Source organism: Mycobacterium sp. (assembly GCF_965229105.1).
GTDB lineage: Bacteria > Actinomycetota > Actinomycetes > Mycobacteriales > Mycobacteriaceae > Mycobacterium.
Genome location: NZ_OZ245858.1, coordinates 5,618,283 through 5,636,418, shown reverse-complemented (window position 1 = coordinate 5,636,418; position 18,136 = coordinate 5,618,283). Strand labels below are relative to the sequence as shown.

14 protein-coding genes are annotated in these 18,136 nt (G+C 64.9%); 4 read left to right on the top strand and 10 right to left on the bottom strand.

Features of this window, described 5'->3' with window-relative positions; genetic code table 11:
- Positions 1-11: 11 nt before the first annotated feature.
- Both ADBZ9O_RS26535 and ADBZ9O_RS26530 read right to left on the bottom strand, forming a co-directional pair.
- On the bottom strand, positions 12-1,367 hold the full coding sequence (locus tag ADBZ9O_RS26535; protein WP_526526099.1) for a hypothetical protein: 1,356 nt from the start codon (positions 1,365-1,367) through the stop codon (positions 12-14).
- A 233-nt stretch (positions 1,368-1,600) separates the two neighbouring features.
- Positions 1,601-2,659, bottom strand: a complete 1,059-nt coding sequence (locus tag ADBZ9O_RS26530; protein WP_526526098.1) for a response regulator transcription factor — start codon at positions 2,657-2,659, stop codon at positions 1,601-1,603.
- 636 nt (positions 2,660-3,295) lie between these two features.
- Here ADBZ9O_RS26530 and ADBZ9O_RS26525 point away from each other — a divergent pair.
- A complete protein-coding gene (locus tag ADBZ9O_RS26525; protein ID WP_526526096.1) occupies positions 3,296-5,128 on the top strand; it encodes a cadherin-like domain-containing protein in 1,833 nt (610 codons plus the stop codon).
- Positions 5,129-5,134: 6 nt separating this feature from the next.
- On the opposite strand, the gene ADBZ9O_RS26520 is transcribed toward ADBZ9O_RS26525, so the two are convergent.
- The 4 genes from ADBZ9O_RS26520 to ADBZ9O_RS26505 all read right to left on the bottom strand — a co-directional run bounded on the left by ADBZ9O_RS26520 (position 5,135) and on the right by ADBZ9O_RS26505 (position 9,414).
- Positions 5,135-6,364, bottom strand: coding sequence for a D-alanyl-D-alanine carboxypeptidase family protein (locus ADBZ9O_RS26520; protein WP_526526095.1), 1,230 nt, complete (start codon positions 6,362-6,364; stop codon positions 5,135-5,137).
- A gap of 147 nt (positions 6,365-6,511) precedes the next feature.
- Entirely contained in the window at positions 6,512-7,510 is a 999-nt protein-coding gene (locus tag ADBZ9O_RS26515; protein ID WP_526526094.1) for an SMP-30/gluconolactonase/LRE family protein, read from the bottom strand.
- A 9-nt stretch (positions 7,511-7,519) separates the two neighbouring features.
- A complete protein-coding gene (locus ADBZ9O_RS26510) occupies positions 7,520-8,905 on the bottom strand; it encodes an aspartate aminotransferase family protein (protein WP_526526092.1) in 1,386 nt (461 codons plus the stop codon).
- Complete coding sequence (locus tag ADBZ9O_RS26505) at positions 8,902-9,414, bottom strand: Lrp/AsnC family transcriptional regulator (protein ID WP_526526091.1); 513 nt, start codon at positions 9,412-9,414, stop codon at positions 8,902-8,904. Before ADBZ9O_RS26505 ends, ADBZ9O_RS26510 begins: the two co-directional genes overlap by 4 nt.
- 132 nt (positions 9,415-9,546) lie before the next feature.
- On the opposite strand from ADBZ9O_RS26505, the gene ADBZ9O_RS26500 reads away from it, so the two are divergent.
- Together ADBZ9O_RS26500 and ADBZ9O_RS26495 are read left to right on the top strand one after the other, a co-directional pair.
- On the top strand, positions 9,547-11,037 hold the full coding sequence (locus ADBZ9O_RS26500; protein WP_526526090.1) for an aminobutyraldehyde dehydrogenase: 1,491 nt from the start codon (positions 9,547-9,549) through the stop codon (positions 11,035-11,037).
- A 3-nt stretch (positions 11,038-11,040) separates the two neighbouring features.
- Positions 11,041-12,228, top strand: a complete 1,188-nt coding sequence (locus ADBZ9O_RS26495) for an enhanced intracellular survival protein Eis (RefSeq protein WP_526526088.1) — start codon at positions 11,041-11,043, stop codon at positions 12,226-12,228.
- Between the two features lie 8 nt (positions 12,229-12,236).
- Here the strand turns inward: ADBZ9O_RS26495 and ADBZ9O_RS26490 are convergent, their stop codons facing one another.
- From ADBZ9O_RS26490 to ADBZ9O_RS26480, 3 genes are all read right to left on the bottom strand, one after another.
- The gene (locus tag ADBZ9O_RS26490; protein WP_526526087.1) at positions 12,237-13,094 is read right to left on the bottom strand and encodes a universal stress protein; all 858 of its coding nucleotides are present in this window, start codon (positions 13,092-13,094) and stop codon (positions 12,237-12,239) included.
- Between the two features lie 9 nt (positions 13,095-13,103).
- Positions 13,104-14,612, bottom strand: a complete 1,509-nt coding sequence (locus ADBZ9O_RS26485) for an amino acid permease (protein WP_526526085.1) — start codon at positions 14,610-14,612, stop codon at positions 13,104-13,106.
- A gap of 87 nt (positions 14,613-14,699) precedes the next feature.
- Positions 14,700-16,421 (bottom strand): amino acid permease, encoded by a 1,722-nt coding sequence (locus ADBZ9O_RS26480; RefSeq protein ID WP_526526084.1) that lies wholly within the window; start codon positions 16,419-16,421, stop codon positions 14,700-14,702.
- A 164-nt stretch (positions 16,422-16,585) separates the two neighbouring features.
- Between ADBZ9O_RS26480 and sigJ the strand changes: the two genes are divergently transcribed.
- A complete protein-coding gene (gene sigJ / locus ADBZ9O_RS26475) occupies positions 16,586-17,539 on the top strand; it encodes an RNA polymerase sigma factor SigJ (protein ID WP_526526083.1) in 954 nt (317 codons plus the stop codon).
- Here sigJ and ADBZ9O_RS26470 read toward each other — a convergent pair.
- Complete coding sequence (locus tag ADBZ9O_RS26470) at positions 17,481-18,080, bottom strand: carboxymuconolactone decarboxylase family protein (RefSeq protein ID WP_526526082.1); 600 nt, start codon at positions 18,078-18,080, stop codon at positions 17,481-17,483. The two genes, sigJ and ADBZ9O_RS26470, sit on opposite strands and share 59 nt — an antisense overlap.
- Between the last annotated feature and the right edge of the window lie 56 nt (positions 18,081-18,136).

The following is an 18,136-nucleotide window of genomic DNA, read 5'->3' as shown; positions in this document are numbered from 1 at the left end:
GCACGCGGCAGTTACTCCACGCGGCGGCGGCGGGACACGACCGTGAAGAGGATGGCGCCGAGTGCCACGACACCTGCTGCCGCCACCCCGACCCAGAGCCACGTATTGCTCCAGATCGAATGCTTCTCCGCCGCCTCATTGGCGACCAGCTCCACGTTGTAACCCGGCAGCGGGCCCTGGGACGGAGCGTTGAGACCGGGCAGCTGCTGGGTCTTGTCGATGGCGAACAGCGCCTCACCCTTGGTGGTCTTCGTCCACTGTCCCCAGGCCGGGACCTCGCCGTCGAGTAGCACGCGGCGTTGGTTACCGACGGTGGGATCGTCGCCGAGGTCGTAGAGCTTTTTGACGCGGAACGGCTTGGAATTGGCGCCCTCGTACCGGAGCTGGACCAGCACGTTCTCGAAGCTCTTGGGTGCCGCCGGTTTTGCGGGCGGCGGTTGGCCCGGTTGCGGTTTGTATCCGCCACCGGAGAAGCTGCCGACGGATGCGGTGGCGACCGTCTTCTTATCGGGGGAGAGTGTCAACGCGGTGAAGCTGTACACGCCCGGGGTGTTGGCGTCGACTATCACCCGCTCCAACGGATTGACCACGACGATACGAGTCGCGTCGTCATAGGTGTAGACGATCTGCAGCGGGCTCTGGTACGGGTTGACGATGATCGGGCGGTAGTAGGTGTCATATCCCACCCACGACGAACTCCACGAGGTGACCGACTGGTTCCAGCTCGACGATGTTGTCGTCGAACTGCTCGAAGTGGTGCTGGTGAACTGGCTGTCCACGATCTCGCGCAGATCGTCGATCTCAGCGGTGTCGGCGACGCCGGGATCCACTTCGGTGGCTTTACCCGTTTCCGCTGCGCGCTCGTCGGCGTCCGGTACGTCGGCTGTGTTGAGGTCCAGGTCGATCGGGTCCTCGTCGCCGAGGCCGGGTAGATCGTCGCTGGGGTTCTGCGGCGCTGGGGGTTCTCCTGGTGCCGTTTCACCGGCTCCGGGCTCGTCGCCGGGAGCCGGGGGCTCGTCGCCGCCAGCATTGGCGCCGCCGGCATCCGGCTCGCCCGCGCCCGGCGATTCCTGTTGGGGTGCATCCGGTTCCGGCGCCTCTGGGCCGGAACCGACAGCGGGTTCATCTGCCGCGGGCCCGGGGTCCGGTGCCTCGGGCTCTGGTGCCTCGGGCTCCGGTGCCTCGGGGGCATCGGGCTCTGGTGCCTCGGGCTCCGGTGCGCTGTCGACCGATTCGGTCGAGGAGTCGTCGTCGAATGGGTCCGCACTCGCGACGGGAACGCCGCCGAAGACCATCGAGCCAGAAACCAGAAGCGCGGACACCATCACCAACGCTCGACGAGAACTATCTGCGTAACCGAATTCCATCCGGGCCTCCAGACTCGTGGTGGGAAAAATCGCATACGTCGGAGCGGGTGGGCCAGTGTGCCATCGTCGAAGCGATCGCGGCGCGGTGCGCTGGCGCGACAGCATTCACGTTATCCCCCACCGGAACTTGAGCCCACGAACAACTGGACAGTTGTACCGAACTCCGCGGGTGGGGGGATATTACCAACGCGACGAAAATGTTGGGACGGTCTTTCGCGGATTGCTGGGCGGGATCAGGATGGTCGTTGGCGCATGGCGATGGCGACAGCTTCTGTCCGCGAGCGGACACTGAGGCGGGCGTAGACATTCTCCAGATGTTTGCGCACCGTCGCCGGACTGAGATACAGCTGCTCGGCAATCGTTTCGGTCCGGCTGCCGGTGCAGAGCAGGCGCAGTACCTGTGCCTGGCGGTCGGTCAGGCCAAGCCGGCGAAGTGAGTCCACGCTGGGTGCCGAGCGTCCCCGCACCTCGTCGAGGAGTACGGCACGCCAGCCCTGCGGTGTGTGACCCGATAAGGCTCGAATCTGCAGTCGGCCGTGGGCGCCCGCGACGGTAGTCAAAGCGGGCATCTCGGGGTTGCAGCTATGCAGCCACTCGGCCAACACCTGAGGAAGAACGCCGCTGACGTCGCGCCGGCCCGGGTAGTACTGGGTCAGGAGGTCGCGGGCCAATGCCGATGCGTGGACCACCGAACCGGTCGGATCGATGAGGACCAGCGCCGCATCTGTCTCGCGCAGCCCTGCGTCCTGCGCGGCAATGAGCACCCGGGTGCGTTCCCGATGCTGCGCCTGCATGAACGCCCGACTCAGATGTGGCTCCAACACCTCGATTACGTCGCGGTCGCGTTCGGTGAATGTGGGCTTGGACCGATTGATGGCGATCGTGACCACGGCTGGCGGCGCCAAGTTGAAGTAGATCTGGTCCTCGGAGCCCAGCACCCGGTACACCTCGTTGTAGAGGTCGAGGCGGTGCAGCTCGCGGGTGGTGAGAAAATCGGACAACGTGTGGGGGCGATAGTCACCGCTTGCGGAGAGCATCACCCCGGGGTGTTGATGCGCGGTCGCCGCAAATGCGTCGAAGAGTGCGTCGAGGCCGGCATCGGGTGGGTCGAGGATGACGATCACTCGTCCGGCGGACAGGTCAACGTCGTTGTAGCCGAACATGTCTCCAGGAACCAGGCTTCGTAGCTCTGGCAAGATCGCCGCCGGGAAGCTGTCGAGTCCGTCACAGGCATAGGCCCTCAGCGCCAGATTGTGTACAGCCTCAATATCTTTGTGGCGCAAGCTGCCCATATCAAGCCCCCAGCAAATTATCGTTGCAGCAAAATATACGCTGTTTGCCGTATTCCCGCATCCGCTCCGGCAGCATAATGTGGCGCTCGAAAGCGACTTCAGTACCGGGCAGTCTTTTTCAACGGCGTGCTGCGGCGATCGGAAGACGATGTGGTGCGAGCGAATCGAGTCGTCGACGACGCTGTCACCCGCGTCGGACTGTGGACTGTCTGCACCGAGATTCGTGCTGTCGTTGACGCAGACCTCGCCCGTGTGAAGGCGAACCGAGTAAGTAATGGGCACGAGAACGGAAAGCAGCCAATGGATTCAGTGAAGTATGTATCTCGTGTCGGGGGACTCGCGGTAGCGGTCGGCTTGGGGGTTGCAGTCGCTGCGAACGCCGGGGTCGCACAGGCCGAACCCACGGATTCATCAGGCGCGTCAGCCGGTTCATCCCCTGACTCGGCGTCAGGCGGATCGAAAAAAGGCGGCCATGCCGCTTCGGGCCGGTCGTCGGCGTCGGGCTCCACTTCGAAAGCGCGTTCGGATAAACCGACCGGTTCCCACGCGTCGGTCGATGCGCAAACCAGCAAACTTTCTTCCGCTGGCGCTGCGCCGGATGTTGAACCCAGCGCCGCGAGCCAGACTTCCGCGAGTGTGGCCAACGAGCGCACGGTCACTTCAGCGCCGGCGATCCTGCGGGCGTCGACCGCGCGGCCCGTCGCACCAAGGGTGACCGTCGCCGCCACGGCACCGGCAGGTCCTGCGACCAGCGGTGCCCCAGCCATCCCTGAACCGGCGGGAATCTTTGACATCGAGGGCATCCTGGCGTTGGTCCGGCGGGACCTCTTCAACGCGACGCCCACGATCACCGCAGGTACGACCACCCAACAGCCGAACGGCAGCTTCACCGGCCAGGTGGACGCCAGCGACGATGACGGTGATCCGGTCACCTACCAGGTGACACAGCAGCCCGGCGATGGCAGTGTCGTTGTCAACGCCGACGGCACCTTCTCCTACACGCCCAACGCTGATCTGTTGGCATCGGGTGGCTCGGACAAGTTCGTCATTTCCGTGAGTGACGCCGACGCCGAACCCCACCTCCACGGACCCCTCGGAATACTCAATAGTGTTGTGGGACTGTTTAATCAAGACTTGGCCGACGATATCTTCCCTGGCGGAGCGCACCGTGCCAAGGTGGAGTTCGACGTTGAACTGACCGGGACCGAACCGGTGAATCATGCACCGGTGGCGGGGTCGCCGGGCGCGCCTTCGGTGAATGCGCAGACCGGTGTGGTGACTGCGGGTTCGGGGTTCTCTGATCCTGACGGCGATCCGTTGACCTACTCCGTGGTGACCGGTCCGACCAAGGGCACGGTGGTGGCCAATGCCAATGGCACCTACACCTACACCCCGAATGCGGCGACCCGGCCGCCGGCGGGTTCGCCCGCTGGTTCGGATGCCTTCACGTTGTCTGCCAGCGACGGACAGCTGTCGACACCGACGACCATCACGGTGCCGGTGGCGGCGCTACCCGCGGTGCAGGCACCGAACACCTTCACGGTCACCGGCACGATCCCCATCGACGGTTATCCGGTCAACGTGACCGTCGGCCCGAACGGCAAGCTGTACGTCGTCAGTGGCACCACTATCGGCAACAACCGGGTGTACGTGATCGACCGGTCGAGCAACGCAGTGGTCGGCCAATACACCGTCTGGAGCAACCCGGTCGCCGTGGGATTCAACCCGGCCAAGCCCGCGGTGGCCTACGTCGTCAACGCCGGCGACGGCACCATAACGGTCGTCGATACCGGCACGAACGGGACAAGCCCCCTGACCGGTATCGGGACCAACCCGCGGTCGGTGGTTTTCGCGCCTGACGGTCTGCATGCCTATCTGCCAGATCAGTTGGTGGGCAACAGTTCCGTGCTGATCGTCGATACCAAGACTGGCAAGGTCGTCGACAAGATCCCGGTCGCGTACGGCCCCACCGACATCGTCTTGAGCCCGGATGGGGCCACGGCCTACGTCTCCGGTTCCACGAGCGGCACCGTGCCGATCGTGTCGGTCATCACCGTCGCCACCAAGGCCGTCAAGACCATCAACGTCGGGACCACCCCGTCCGCCGTGGGGTCTCTCGCACTGAGCAAGGACGGCAAGACGCTCTATGTCACCAGGTCCGACGATAACTCGGTCGTGGTGATCGATACCGCGTCGAGCGCAGTGACCAAGACCATCCCGATCGCGGCCATCGGCGGAAACCCCGCTGGGCCAACAGATGTTGCCCTCAGTCCCGACGGTTCGGTGCTCTACGTCACCGACACCAATACGAGTTCGGTGACGGTGATCAACACTCTTACTCAGTCGGTGATCGCCACGGTGCCGGTCGGATTCGCGCCGGGCTCGGTGACGGTCGCACCTGACGGCATTGCATACGTGACCAACACATTCGGCAAGACGGTCTCGGTCATCACCCCCAGCCACGTATGAACGTGACTAGATTCGTGACCTGCGGCGGTTCGTCGACCGCGCGACCATGATCAGTCCGAGCACGATGATCGTGCCGACCACGGCAACGCCCACCCGCACCGGTGTTGCGTCTGCGGCATCGACGAATGGTGCGGCCTTGGCGGATGTCTTTTCGGCCGCGGCTGCCAGCGGGTCGGGTTTTGGCGCCAGCGACGGGTCGGGGTCGACCAATGTGCCGACCTTGGTGCCCGGCGGGGTGGAGAAGCCGTAGTCCAGCAGTCTGGCTGCCTGCTCCCACGGGGCGTCGGGCAATCGCGTGCCGCGCATCGTGATCGCGACCAACCTTCTGCCGTCGCGATCGGCCGCACCGACAAACGTCTGCCCGGCATCGTCGGTGTAGCCGGTCTTGCCGCCCAGTGCGCCGGGGTAGTTGCTGAGTAGCTTGTTGTCATTCTCGATCTCGTACGGCGGATTGCCGTCGCGCCCGGGGAAGTTGTAGGTCTGGGTGTGCACGATGTCGGCGAACGTCGGGTTTTCCCAGGCATAGCGGTAGAACAGGGCGATGTCGTAGGCCGAGGTGCTCATGCCCGGCCCGTCGAGGCCGGACGGGGTGGCGGCCCGGGTGTCTTTCCCGCCGAGCTTGCCGGCCAAGGTGTTGATCTTGTTGACCGCGGTGTCCATCCCGCCCAGCTGCGCCGCCAGCGCGTGGGCGGCGTCGTTTCCTGAGTGCATCAGTAGGCCGTGCAGCAGATCGTTGACGGTGTACATGCCACCGGGAGCGACACCGACGCGGGTGCCTTCGGCGTTGGCGTCGTCCTGGGTGCCTGGGACGAGTTTGTTGACGTTCAGCTCGTTGAGTGAGGCCATCGCGGTCAGCACTTTGATGATCGAGGCAGGCCGGTGCCGGGCATGCGGATCTTTTGCCGCGATGATCTCGCCCGTATCGAGGTCGGCGACCACCCACGCCTCGGCGGAAATCCCATCGGGAACCGGCGGCGTGCCCGGTGCGGTGATCACACCGCAGCTGCTCAGCGCGTCACCGCCGACGGTGTCACTGGGAACCGGCATCGGTAGCGGCGGATCGCCCGCAGTCGGCACCTCAGAAGAGTCGACGGCGGGCGGGGTGCTCACTTTGTACGGGCAGGTGTCGGGGTCGGCGTTGGCCGTGGCCGGGCTGCCCAGCAGGCAGAAGCTCACCAGGAAAGGGGCCGCTGCCAGGGCAGTAACCCGCCGGGAGACGGTTCGAAAGGTCGCCATGGTGTGTGCAGATTAAGCGAGACGCTGCCGTTTCCGGCGGAGCCGCGCTGTGACTGGTGGGGTTCAAGTTACAAATGTGAGCTCGCGGCGAGTTCATCCAGAGCCCACTGCGACGGTCTCCCGACCTTCTTCGCAGAGGTTTCTATCTCAATCCTGACGCGGCGGCAGCGCGCAGTGCGCCAGTGCCGGGTTACCGATACAGGCCAGCCAGAGCCGGTCGCCCTGTTCGACGAGCCCGGTGGTCTGCCCGAAGTCGGGATGGGTGGTGTGCAGACCCGCGACCGGCGCACCCGTCACCGGGTCGAATGCGACGGCCCAGACTTCCGGGGTGATCTTGGGTTGCACCCGTGCAGGAAGGCGCCACACCAGTTTGCGCAGCGCGGGCGCGCGCGGGGCCAACCACTCGACAGACCCGTTGGCCGGGCTGACGATGGCGCACCAGATGCGGCCGTCGCTACCGGTGGACAGGTTGTCCGGATAGCCGGGCAGGTTGTCCACCAGCGGGGACACCTGTCCGGCCTGCGGACCCGTCAGCCAGTACTTCGACAGTCGTCGCGCCTGCGTCTCGGCGAAGATCAGGGCGGACTCATCCGACGTCAGGGTGACACCGTTGGCGAAATAGAGTCCTTCTAGAACCACGCACACGGTTCCATCCGGCTCGCGACGGAACAGGCCGCCGCGCCCGCGGGCCTCCAGGATCGCCGCAGAGAAGTCCTGGTAGGTGAACGCACTGGTTGATTCAGTGAAATAGATTGTGCCGTCGGATGTTTCGACCACGTTCGAGCAAAACTGCAGAGCCCGGCCGTTGATTGCTTCGACCAACGTGTCCACCTGGCCGGTGCTGGTGTCCATGGCGACCAGGCCACCGGGGCTGGTGCAGATCAGCAGCCGGCCATCGCGCCCGACCGCCAACCCCAGCGGCCGGCCCTTCGTTCTACCCACCACCGCAGGTACGCCATCGGCGCCGATGCGGACGATGCGGCCGTCGACCAGACCCGTCCAGAGCTGGCCGTCGGCATCGACAACCACATCCTCAGGCGCGTCACCGGGAACGCCGACCACCGTCAGGGTGGCCGGCGGGTAATCCGGCAACGGATCGATCGGCGGGGGCCGCCAGCGAACCGGGTCAATCGAAGGCTTCGTCACCTGTGCAGGCTAGAGCCGTGCGGCCGCCTCCGTGAGCACGCCCCGCAGAATCTCGTAGATGGCGTCGAATTCCTTCTGCCCGCAGATCAGCGGCGGCGCCAGCTGGACCACTGGGTCGCCACGGTCGTCGGCCCGGCAGTACAGGCCCGCTTCGAACAGCGCGGGAGTGAGGAAGCCGCGCAGCAGCCGCTCGCACTCGTCGTCGTTGAAGGTTTCCTTGGTGGTCTTGTCCTTCACCAGCTCGATGCCATAGAAGAAACCTTCACCGCGCACGTCACCGACGATCGGGATGTCGAGCAGCTTCTCCAGGGTGGCCCTGAATGCCGGCGCCATTTCCTTGACGTGATCGTTGATGCCTTCGCGCTCGAAGATGTCGAGGTTGGCCAACGCCACCGCCGACGACACCGGATGTCCGCCGAAGGTGTAGCCGTGGCCGAACACCGTCTTACCGTCGTTGAACGGCTCGAACAGCCGGTCGCTGGCCACCATCGCCCCGATCGGGGAGTAACCCGAGGTCAATCCTTTGGCGCAGGTGATGATGTCCGGCACGTAGCCGAAGTCGTTGCAGGCGAACATCGAACCGATCCGGCCGTAGGCACAGATCACCTCGTCGGAGACCAGCAGGACGTCGTACTCGTCGCAGATCTCGCGGACCCGCTCGAAGTATCCGGGCGGCGGCGGGAAGCAGCCGCCCGCGTTCTGCACGGGCTCAAGGAAAACCGCACACACCGTGTCCGGGCCCTCGAACTCAATAGCCTCGGCGATGCGGTCGGCGCAGTAGCGTCCCCACGCCTTGGGGTCGGCGCTGAACTGCTCGGGCGCCCGGTAGAAGTTGGTGTTGGGCACACGAAAACCGCCAGGGGTTGGCGGATCGAACGGCGCCTTGAAGTCGGGGATGCCGGTGATGGCCAGGGCGCCCTGCGGCGTGCCGTGGTAGGCGATGGACCGCGATATCACCTTGTACTTGCCCGGTTTGCCGGTCAGCTTGAAGTACTGCTTGGCCAGTTTCCACGCGCTTTCGACGGCCTCGCCGCCGCCGGTGGTGAAGAACACCCGGTTCAAGTCACCCGGTGCATAACTGGCGATCCGCTCGGCGAGTTCGATGGCCGGCGGTGTCGCGAACGACCACAGTGGAAAGAAAGCCAACGTCTCGGCCTGCTTGGCAGCGGCCTCGGCCAGTTCGGCTCGGCCGTGGCCGACCTGGACCACGAACAGGCCAGACAGTCCGTCGATGAACTTGTTGCCTTCGCTGTCCCAGATGTGCACGCCTTCGCCGCGGGTGATGATCGCCGGGGTGATCCCTGCGCCGTGGCGGGCGAAATGGCCCCACAGGTGGCGGTCGGCCTTGGCGGACAGCTCGCTGGTGGTGGCTACCCGTGATTCAGTGATTGTCATCTTGTACCCCAATTATATTGTTGCTTAACGAGTTTCAGGTAAACCAAAGTTTCGGTGGATATCACTCCCGGTACCGCTCGGATCTGGGTATTGAGTAGGTCGAGTAGATCGCCGTCGTCTTCACACACCACCTCTGCGATGGCGTCGAAGGATCCCGCGGTCAGCACCACGTAATCGACGGCCTCGATTTTGGCCAGCTTCTCGGCGACCTTGAGGGTGTCGCCTGTGCAGCGGATGCCGATCATCGCCTGGCGGGCGAAACCGAGCTGCATAGGATCGGTCACTGCCACGATTTGCATCACCCCGGCATCGACCAATCGCTGAACGCGTTGGCGCACCGCGGCCTCGGACAGGCCGACCGCCTTACCGATACCGGCATAGGAACGGCGACCGTCCTGCTGCAGTTTCTCGATAATGGCTTTGGACAGCTCATCGAGCTGCATCCCAGGTCCGCCTTCTCTGGCGGCGCGGAGCGTCACCGGGCCGATGGGTCCACCCGAATCGCGCATGCTCACGATTGTGCACGGATTCAGTTGCCAAGAGCAACCATTACGACAGTATCCGCGGTCAAAGACCTCTCGATCGCGGGAATGCGTCGTCCGACCCTCACTGAGGATCGGTTGGTCAGATACCGTTACGCCATGGCGAAGACGACCGTGAGGGTGGCTGGCAGCTGGATAGACGGCGCAGCCGTCACGACCGCAGGGGCGTTGCACCAGGTGGTGAATCCCGCTGATGGCACGACCGTCGCCGAGCTGGCCTTGGCGACCCCAGCCGATGTTGACGTCGCGGTGGCCTCGGCTCGCGCGGCGCTACGCGGATGGTCAACCGCCGCCCCGGTGGAGCGCTCGACCGTACTGGCCAAGCTGGCTGAACTGGTCACCGCGAACGCCGATGCGTTCATCGCCGAGGAGGTCGCCCAGACCGGTAAACCGGTCCGGTTGGCGACGGAGTTCGACGTGCCGGGCAGCATCGACAACATCTCCTTCTTCGCCGGTGCGGCAAGACATCTCGAAGGCAAGGCCACCGCGGAATACTCCGCAGATCACACGTCGAGCATCCGCCGTGAGGCCGTCGGTGTCGTCGGCAGCATCACCCCGTGGAACTACCCCCTGCAGATGGCGGTCTGGAAGGTGCTCCCGGCGCTGGCCGCCGGATGCACCGTCGTGATCAAGCCTGCCGAGCTGACCCCGTTGACCACACTCACACTGGCGCGCCTCGCGTCCGAGGCCGGGCTGCCCGACGGGGTGTTCAACGTGATCACCGGCGCGGGGTCCGATGCCGGTACCGCACTGGCCGGGCACGCGGGCGTCGATGTGGTGACGTTCACGGGGTCGACCGGGGTCGGGCGCAAGGTGATGGCCGCCGCCGCCGTGCACGGCCACCGCACCCAGCTTGAGCTGGGCGGTAAGGCGCCGTTTGTGGTGTTCAACGACGCCGACCTCGACGCCGCCATCCAGGGCGCGGTGGCCGGGTCGCTGATCAACACCGGTCAGGATTGCACCGCCGCCACCAGGGCGATCGTGGCCCGCGAGCTGTACGACGATTTCGTCGCCGGTGTCGCCGAGGTGATGAGCAAGATCGTCGTCGGGGACCCCACCGACCCCGACACCGATCTGGGGCCGGTGATCTCGATGGCGCACCGCGACAAGATCGCGGGCATGGTGAGTCGGGCGCCCGATCAGGGCGGCCGAATCGTCACCGGCGGCGTGGTACCGGATCTGCCCGGATCGTTCTACCGGCCGACCCTGATCGCCGATGTCGACGAAAACTCCGAGGTCTACCGCGACGAGATCTTCGGACCGGTGCTGACGGTGCGGTCGTTCACCGACGATGACGATGCCCTGCGTCAGGCCAATGACACCGAATACGGACTGGCCGCCTCGGCGTGGACCCGCGATGTGTACCGGGCCGGCCGGGCGTCACGCGAGATCCAGGCCGGCTGCGTGTGGATCAACGACCACATCCCGATCATCAGCGAGATGCCGCACGGCGGTGTCGGAGCATCCGGCTTCGGCAAGGACATGAGCGACTATTCCTTCGAGGAGTACCTGACCATCAAGCATGTGATGAGCGATATCACCGGTGTCGCCGATAAGGGTTGGCACCGAACAATTTTCACCAAACGCTAGCTCATGTCGCTGACCGCACGCGATGTCACCGAGGCCGACTGGCCCCGGGTTCGGCTGCTGGCCGCGACCAGTTTCGGATCGTTCTGGCATCCCGAGACGCTCGACGCCTGGCGCTCGCTGATGGTCCCCGGCAGTTCGGTGGTGGTCTGCGACGGCGACGATGTGATCGGGATGTCGCACTACGTCGAATTAAAGCTCACGGTGCCCGGTGGGGCGGTGGTCCCCGCCGCCGGGGTCACCTGGGTGGGCGTGGCGCCGACCCATCGTCGTCGTGGGTTGTTGCGGTCGATGTATACCTCGTTGCACCAGCACATCGCCGAGCGCGGCTATCCGATCGCGGCACTGACCGCCAGCGAGGGCGGTATCTATGGCCGGTTCGGATATGGACCGGCCACCATCGAAACCGAGTTCACGCTCGACCGCCGATTTGCCCGATTCCACCCCGACGCAGCAGATCCCGGCGGCGTCCGGGTGGTGATGGCGGGGGAGCACCGCGACGAATTCGCCGCGGTCTACGACCGCTACCGGCGTCTCACACCAGGCGGGCTGGAACGGCCGCTGCCCTTGTGGGACGACCTTCTCGCCGACTGGGACGATTCCCGGGGCGGCGGTTCTCCGTGGTTCGCGTTCCTGCACGCGGATGGCTACCTGCTCTACCGGGTGCATGGACACCCCAAAACCGTTCGGGTGGAGGAGTTTAAGGCGATCACACCCGAGGCGCACAACGCTCTGTGGCGCGCGCTGCTCGGGCTGGATCTGGTCGAGACGGTCGTTGCCACCAGCCATCCCGGCGACGTATTGCCCTACCTGTTGACCGACGCCCGGCTGGTGCGTACCACTGCCGCCGAGGACGGCCTGTGGCTGCGGATCATGGACGTCCCGACCACCCTTGAGGCCCGCAGCTATCTGGCCGATCTCGATACCGTCCTGCAGATCGACGACGGGTTCCGTTCCGACGGAGGACGATTCGCGCTACAGATTCGCAACGGCCGCGCACAGTGCGTGCCGACCTCGGCGCCCGCGCAGCTCACCATGGATCTCGGCGTGCTGGGAGCCATCTACCTCGGCGCGCACCGGGCGACATCGTTAACGGCGGCCAACCGCATCAGGACGACCGACGCTGCACTTCCGGCGAGGCTGGACGCCGCGTTCGGCACCGACGTCCCGGCTCGGCTCGGGTTCACCTTCTAACGTCGGGCCTAACCCCGCGGAACCACGATCACCGGTGCGTCGGTGCCGGCCAGGATGCGCGCCGCTGTCGAGCCGAGAAAGACCCGACGCGGTGCTGCGAACCGGCTCGAACCCACCAGCAGAAGGTCACCGGATCCCCAATTGAGTTTTTTCATCGCCGATTCCAGTGTCGAGCCGTCGGCGACCAGAGACTGGATATCCGGTGACTCCGGCACCGAGCGGGCGGCCACGATCAAATTCTGCTCCGCGGCGGCGATTTGGCTGGCGCGCACTTCCGCGTAGGACAGATCGCTGTCGATGTTCTCCAGCGACACCAGCGATACCAGCCGGATCGGCAGGGCACCGGCGCTGGCCAGTACCAGTGCGAAGGGCAATGGGTTGTCTTCGCCCGCCTTGGCGGGAACCGCGGCGGTCACTTCGGTGATGGTCTCGGGCGGATCTTCTGAGTAACCGCGGGGCGCCAGTGCCACCGGGATCGGTGAGCAGTGCAGCAGCGCACCGGCGATCGGTCCGATGACGTGGCCGCCGAAGAAACCGTCGCGCGCCCCACCGATGACGATCAGGTCCGAGGACTTGCTCTCGGCGAAGGCGATCAGCGATTCGGCGTAGGACTCACCGACCAACACATTGGACGTGACCGACAGCCCCGCGGCCGACAGTCGGGCTGTTGGTTTGGCGATCCACTCCTCGCCGCGGTCGGCCAGATACTGCTGATATTCGGCGCGGCCGGGATGGCCGTCCGGCATCTCGGCGCGCACCACCAGGACGATGTCGACGTCGGCGCTGAAGGTTTTGGCCAGCGCGGCGGCCAGCGCCACGCCGTCGTCGCCCGTGGGAGTAGCCAGGTACCCAACAGTCAGATGCATTGCTGATCCTTAGAACGTGTCGGGAACTTTGACTTCGGTTGAGGCATTGAGGGTTTCGCCACGGAAGAACCGTTTGGTGCCGAAGGCGAAACAGGCCAGCATCAGCGGGATGCCCAGCACCAGCATGCCGACGCCCAAGACGAACACTCCGCCGATCGATCCGAAGGCGGTGTAGCCGTAGTCGGGTTTGATCATGTCGATCGAGCTCTGGATGAACGCCCACGTCATGGCCAGGGCGCCCAGTAGCGGGAAGATGCCGCGGAAGAACAGGTTTCGCACCGACTGGAACAGGGTGCGCCGGAAGTACCACACACAGGCGTACGCGGTGACGCCGTAGTAGAAGGCCACCGCGAGCCCAAGCGAGGCCACCGAATCGGCCAGGGCGTTCTCGGACAGGAAGGTCAGCAAGAGGTAGAAGCCCAGCGCGGAGAAGCCCATCACCATGGTGCCGAATGCGGGGGTCATGTACTTCGGGTGCACGCTGGCGAAGCGTTTGGGGATGGCCTCGTAGACAGCCATCGACAGCGTCCCGCGAGCGGTCGGCAGAATCGTCGTCTGGGTGGATGACAGTGCCGATACCGACACGGTCAACAGCAGCAGCGAAGCCACCAGACTGCCCGCGACCGGTTTGCCGAGCACCGTCAGCACGTCATCGGTGTTCATCGGGTTGTTCAACCCGATGCCGACGTCCCCGAACCCGGCGAAGGACTCGATCGCGTAGGCGACCAGCACGTAGGTGCACACCAGAATCAGCGTGGTGATGACGGCTGCGATACCCGGGGTTTTGCCCGGGTTCTTGGTTTCCTCGCCGACGGCCAGGCAGGCGTCCCAGCCCCAGTAGATGAAAATGCAGAGGATGATCGCTGCGGCGATCGACGACATGTCCAGACCCGACGGCCACAGCCAGGACAGCTGCGGGGTGATCGCTTGGGCGCCGGCGGTGCCGGTGAAGACCCGGATCAGCGCCCAGATACTGACCAGGATCAGCACGCCGAACTGGATGGCGATCAGCACGTTCTGGACGCGTTCGGAAACGACAACACCACGCGCGCTGACGGCCGTCATCGAGATGATGAAGAACGAACCGAGCAACACCTTGGCAGGCAACGATTCGGCGAGTTCATCCTGGCCGAGGAATTTGAACAGGTAGATCGCCGCTACTTCGGCGACGTTGGCCAGCACGATGATGGCCGATACCGCCAGGCCCCACCCGCCGATCCAGCCGATCCACGGCCCGAACGCCTTTGTGCCCCACGTAAATGTGGTGCCGCAGTCCGGGGTGTCCTGCGACAGCTCCTTGTATGCGAACGCGACGAGCAGCATCGGGATGAACGCCAGCACGAACATCGCCGGTGCCTTCTCGCCGACATTGAGCACCACGTAACCGAGGGTGGCAGCCAGGCTGTAGGCGGGGGCGACAGCGGCCAGGCCGATGACGATATTGCCGACGAGGCCGAGCGCCCCAGCCTGCAGCCCCTTACCGCCAACTGCGGGGGCCGACGGTTCCGTGATTGCCATGCGCTGGAATATACGGATCGATTACGTCGAATCTGTGTAGATCCTGCGAGAATTCAGTTTCTGTCCGGTTACGCGAGTAAACCCCGGTCAGCGGTCCTTGCTGAACTCTTCACCGGTCTGCGGATCGACGGCAGTCTCGCCCGCGGGCAGGTTCGACAGATTGGGTGCGATGACGGTGGGCATCTGACCGGAATCAGGCAGACCGAAATGCGCGACGGAGCCGGTTGCCGGTTCCAGCAGCAGGTCCGCTCGCCGCGGCAGGGTCTTGCCTTGGAAGAAGCCGGGTTCCATTGCCCAGTAGATGAACATCAGGATGACGCCGAGCACCAGCGCGCCAATCCCCACCACAGCCACCGCGCCGAAGCCGAAGATCGTCACGTTGTTGCCTGCGTCGTCCACGAGGTTGTCGACCTTGGCGTACTGGATCAGTCCGTAGATGAAGACGACGGTCAACATGATCCCACCGAGCAGCGGCACCGCGAACCGCATCACAAAGTTGCGGGCCGAGGAGGTGAACGTCTTGCGGTAGTACCAGGCGCACGCGAAGCCGGTCAGGCCGTAATAGAAGGCGATCATCAGACCGACCGAGCCGATCAACGCCAGGAGCAGGCTGCTGCTGATCAGCGTGAACAGTACGTAGAAGAAGATCGACACCGCACCCATCACGACCGTCGAGGTGGTCGGGGTCAGGTACTTGCGGTGGATGTTGGCGAATGACGCCGGCAACGCCTTGTACACACCCATCGACAGCGTGGTGCGCGCGGTCGGCAGGATCGTCGTCTGGGTCGACGCCGAGGCCGAGGTCAAGATGGTGGCCGAGAGCGCGAGCAGGCCGATGTGTCCGATAATGCTATCGCCGAACAGTGCGGGTCCGATGGCGGCGAACACGTCGGCCGAGTTGTCTGGATTGCCAAGGCCCGCACCGGCTTCACCGACGCCGGCGAAGGCAACGACCGCCACGGTCACGATGGCGTAGGTACCAAGCAGCAGGAAGGTCGACAGCACAGCGGCCTTACCGGGGGTGGTGCCGGGATCATCGGATTCCTCGTTGCACGCCACGGCGGTATCCCAGCCCCAGTAGATGAAGATGGCGATCAGGATGGCCGGTGCGATGACGGTGCCGAAGTCCAGGCCGGCCGGCCAGAACCAGGACAGCGACGGGTGAATTGATTCCCCCGGCAGTGCGTTGTTGGTATAGACCTTGACCAGTGCGTAGATCGAGATGACCACCAGGATGATGACCTCGAAGCCGAGCAGGAAGTACTGCAGTCGGGCCGATACCTCGATACCGCGGTAGCAGATGTAGGTCATCACAACGATCCAGATGACACCGGCGACCGTCGACCACAGGGTGCTGCTGGCCAGGTCGGCCGCGGAATCCCAGCCAAGGTCACCGACGAACGTGAAGGAGTAGGAGCCCGCGATCTGGGCCAGGTTGGCCATCACGATGACGTCGGCGGCGATGATGCCCCAGCCGCCCATCCAGCCCACCAGCGGCCCGAAGGCACGCGATGCCCAGGTGAAGGTGGTGCCGCAGTCGGGTTCGGCTTTGTTGAGTTCCTGATACGCGACCGCGATGAGGTAGATCGGGACGAACGCGAGCAGCACGATCGATGCCGCCTTGACGCCGGCGCCACTGGCCACGATCAGCCCGAGAACAGCCGCCAGGCTGTAGGCCGGCGCCGTGGATGCCATGCCGACGACCACGCTGGACAGCAGGCCCAGCGAGCCGCCACGCAAGCCCTTACTGTCGACCGATCCACCACCCCCCGCACTACCCGGATCGATAGTGGTCTCACCTGTGGTCATCGGACTCTCCTTCGCACCTGGACGCAGCGTTGGCAGAATACGGTTTCCGTGGTGATTTCGCGCACTATCAACGGAATCAGTGTTGACAGGGACCTCTCAGCAACGAATTTCGTTGCCAAAATGCCATTTGCCGGTGGTCATCGGTGGGAAGTAGGCTCCGTGAGGTGACCACCGCGCGGCGGGCCGAAGAATTCGAGGCGCTGCGTCCCCACCTGCTGGCCGTGGCCTACCGTCTCACCGGTACCTACGCAGACGCCGAGGATGCTGTGCAGGACGCGTGGTTACGTTGGGCCACAGCGGATGTCGATCGCAGCACGATCGCGGATCTACGCGCCTGGCTGACGACCGTGGTCAGTCGGATAGGACTGGACCGATTGCGCTCGGCAGTGCATCGCCGCGAGGCGTACTACGGGCAGTGGTTGCCAGAACCAGTGGTCACGAGCTTTGCCGGGGCGGATCCGCTGGCCGCTGTCGTCGCGCACGAGGACGCCCGGTTTGCCGCGATGGTGGTGCTGGAGCGGCTGACTCCCGATCAGCGGGTGGCCTTCGTCCTGCATGACGGTTTCGCGGTCCCGTTCGCCGAAATCGCCGACGTGCTGGGGACGTCGGTATCGGCGGCGCGCCAACTCGCGTCGCGGGCCCGCCGTGCCGTGGCCGACGCGCAGCCCGGCGAGCGCGATGAGGCGGGCAATCATTCCCATGACGAGGTAGTCGGGCAGCTGATGGCGGCCATGGCGGCCGGTGATGTGGCGGCCGTGGTGGAACTTCTTCATCCGGAGGTGACCTTCACCGGCGATTCGAACCGCAGGGCACCGACTGCCGCGCGGGTCATCCACGGGGCCGACAAGGTGGCCAGGTTCCTGTTCGGGCTGGCCGACCGTTACGGGCCTGCCTTCTTCTCGTCGAATCAGCTCGCGCTGATCAACGGGGAGCTCGGCGTATATACGGCCGGCGCACCGGGTGGTGACGAGCATCCGGAAATGCTGCCGCATATCGTGGCGATAACCGTTCGTGATGGAAAGGTCTGCGCCGTATGGGATATCGCGAATCCCGATAAGTTCACGGCTTCGCCTTTGCGTCCGGCCCCCACGGAACCCGACATGCATCACCAGAACTGAACCCCTGCTCGGTGATGCCAAGTGCGGTGTTCATCCTGGCCCGCATGTTCTCGATCCCGATCTGATAGGTCAGCTCCATCACGCCGGCGTCGCCGAAGCGGCGGCGAAGATCGGCCACCTGCTCGTCGGTCACCTGATGGGGATCGGTGGTCACCGCGTCCGCATAGCGGATGGCGGCGCGCTCGTCCTCGGTGAACAGCGGTGAGGTCTGGTAGTCGTCGATCTGTCTGAGCCGGTCGACGTCGAGGCCGTCGAGCCGGATCAGCATGGCGCCGAAATCGACGCACCACGAGCACCCGACAGTGCGGGCGGTCCAGTAGACGGCGAGTTCGCGAATATTCGCGGGCAGCTTCGTCGATCCCCGTTCCAGCAACGTCTCGTGCACGGCGTTGGCGATCAGGAGCGCCACGTGGTGAGCGCCGACCGCGAACGGGACGGGCACTTCCCCGAACCGGCGTTTGGCGTAGCGATACATCAGGCGCGCCACCAGCGGTGCCTCCGCAGGCGGCAGGGGCTCCAGACGAGGGTGTTGTGTAGTCATAACCATTGGACGAGACAGCCCGCGTAGGTGTGACAACGAGGATAGGTATTCCTTTT

Bases quoted from the DNA above. Each gene is read 5' to 3' on its own strand.
- ADBZ9O_RS26485 (WP_526526085.1), bottom strand. From the start codon at position 14,612: ATGGCAATCACGGAACCGTCGGCCCCCGCAGTTGGCGGTAAGGGGCTG.
- ADBZ9O_RS26495 (WP_526526088.1), top strand. From the start codon at position 11,041: ATGTCGCTGACCGCACGCGATGTCACCGAGGCCGACTGGCCCCGGGTT.
- ADBZ9O_RS26535 (WP_526526099.1), bottom strand. From the start codon at position 1,367: ATGGAATTCGGTTACGCAGATAGTTCTCGTCGAGCGTTGGTGATGGTG.
- ADBZ9O_RS26505 (WP_526526091.1), bottom strand. From the start codon at position 9,414: ATGCGCGATTCGGGTGGACCCATCGGCCCGGTGACGCTCCGCGCCGCC.
- ADBZ9O_RS26510 (WP_526526092.1), bottom strand. From the start codon at position 8,905: ATGACAATCACTGAATCACGGGTAGCCACCACCAGCGAGCTGTCCGCC.
- ADBZ9O_RS26490 (WP_526526087.1), bottom strand. From the start codon at position 13,094: ATGCATCTGACTGTTGGGTACCTGGCTACTCCCACGGGCGACGACGGC.
- ADBZ9O_RS26470 (WP_526526082.1), bottom strand. From the start codon at position 18,080: ATGACTACACAACACCCTCGTCTGGAGCCCCTGCCGCCTGCGGAGGCA.
- ADBZ9O_RS26530 (WP_526526098.1), bottom strand. From the start codon at position 2,659: ATGGGCAGCTTGCGCCACAAAGATATTGAGGCTGTACACAATCTGGCG.
- ADBZ9O_RS26480 (WP_526526084.1), bottom strand. From the start codon at position 16,421: ATGACCACAGGTGAGACCACTATCGATCCGGGTAGTGCGGGGGGTGGT.
- ADBZ9O_RS26520 (WP_526526095.1), bottom strand. From the start codon at position 6,364: ATGGCGACCTTTCGAACCGTCTCCCGGCGGGTTACTGCCCTGGCAGCG.
- ADBZ9O_RS26500 (WP_526526090.1), top strand. From the start codon at position 9,547: ATGGCGAAGACGACCGTGAGGGTGGCTGGCAGCTGGATAGACGGCGCA.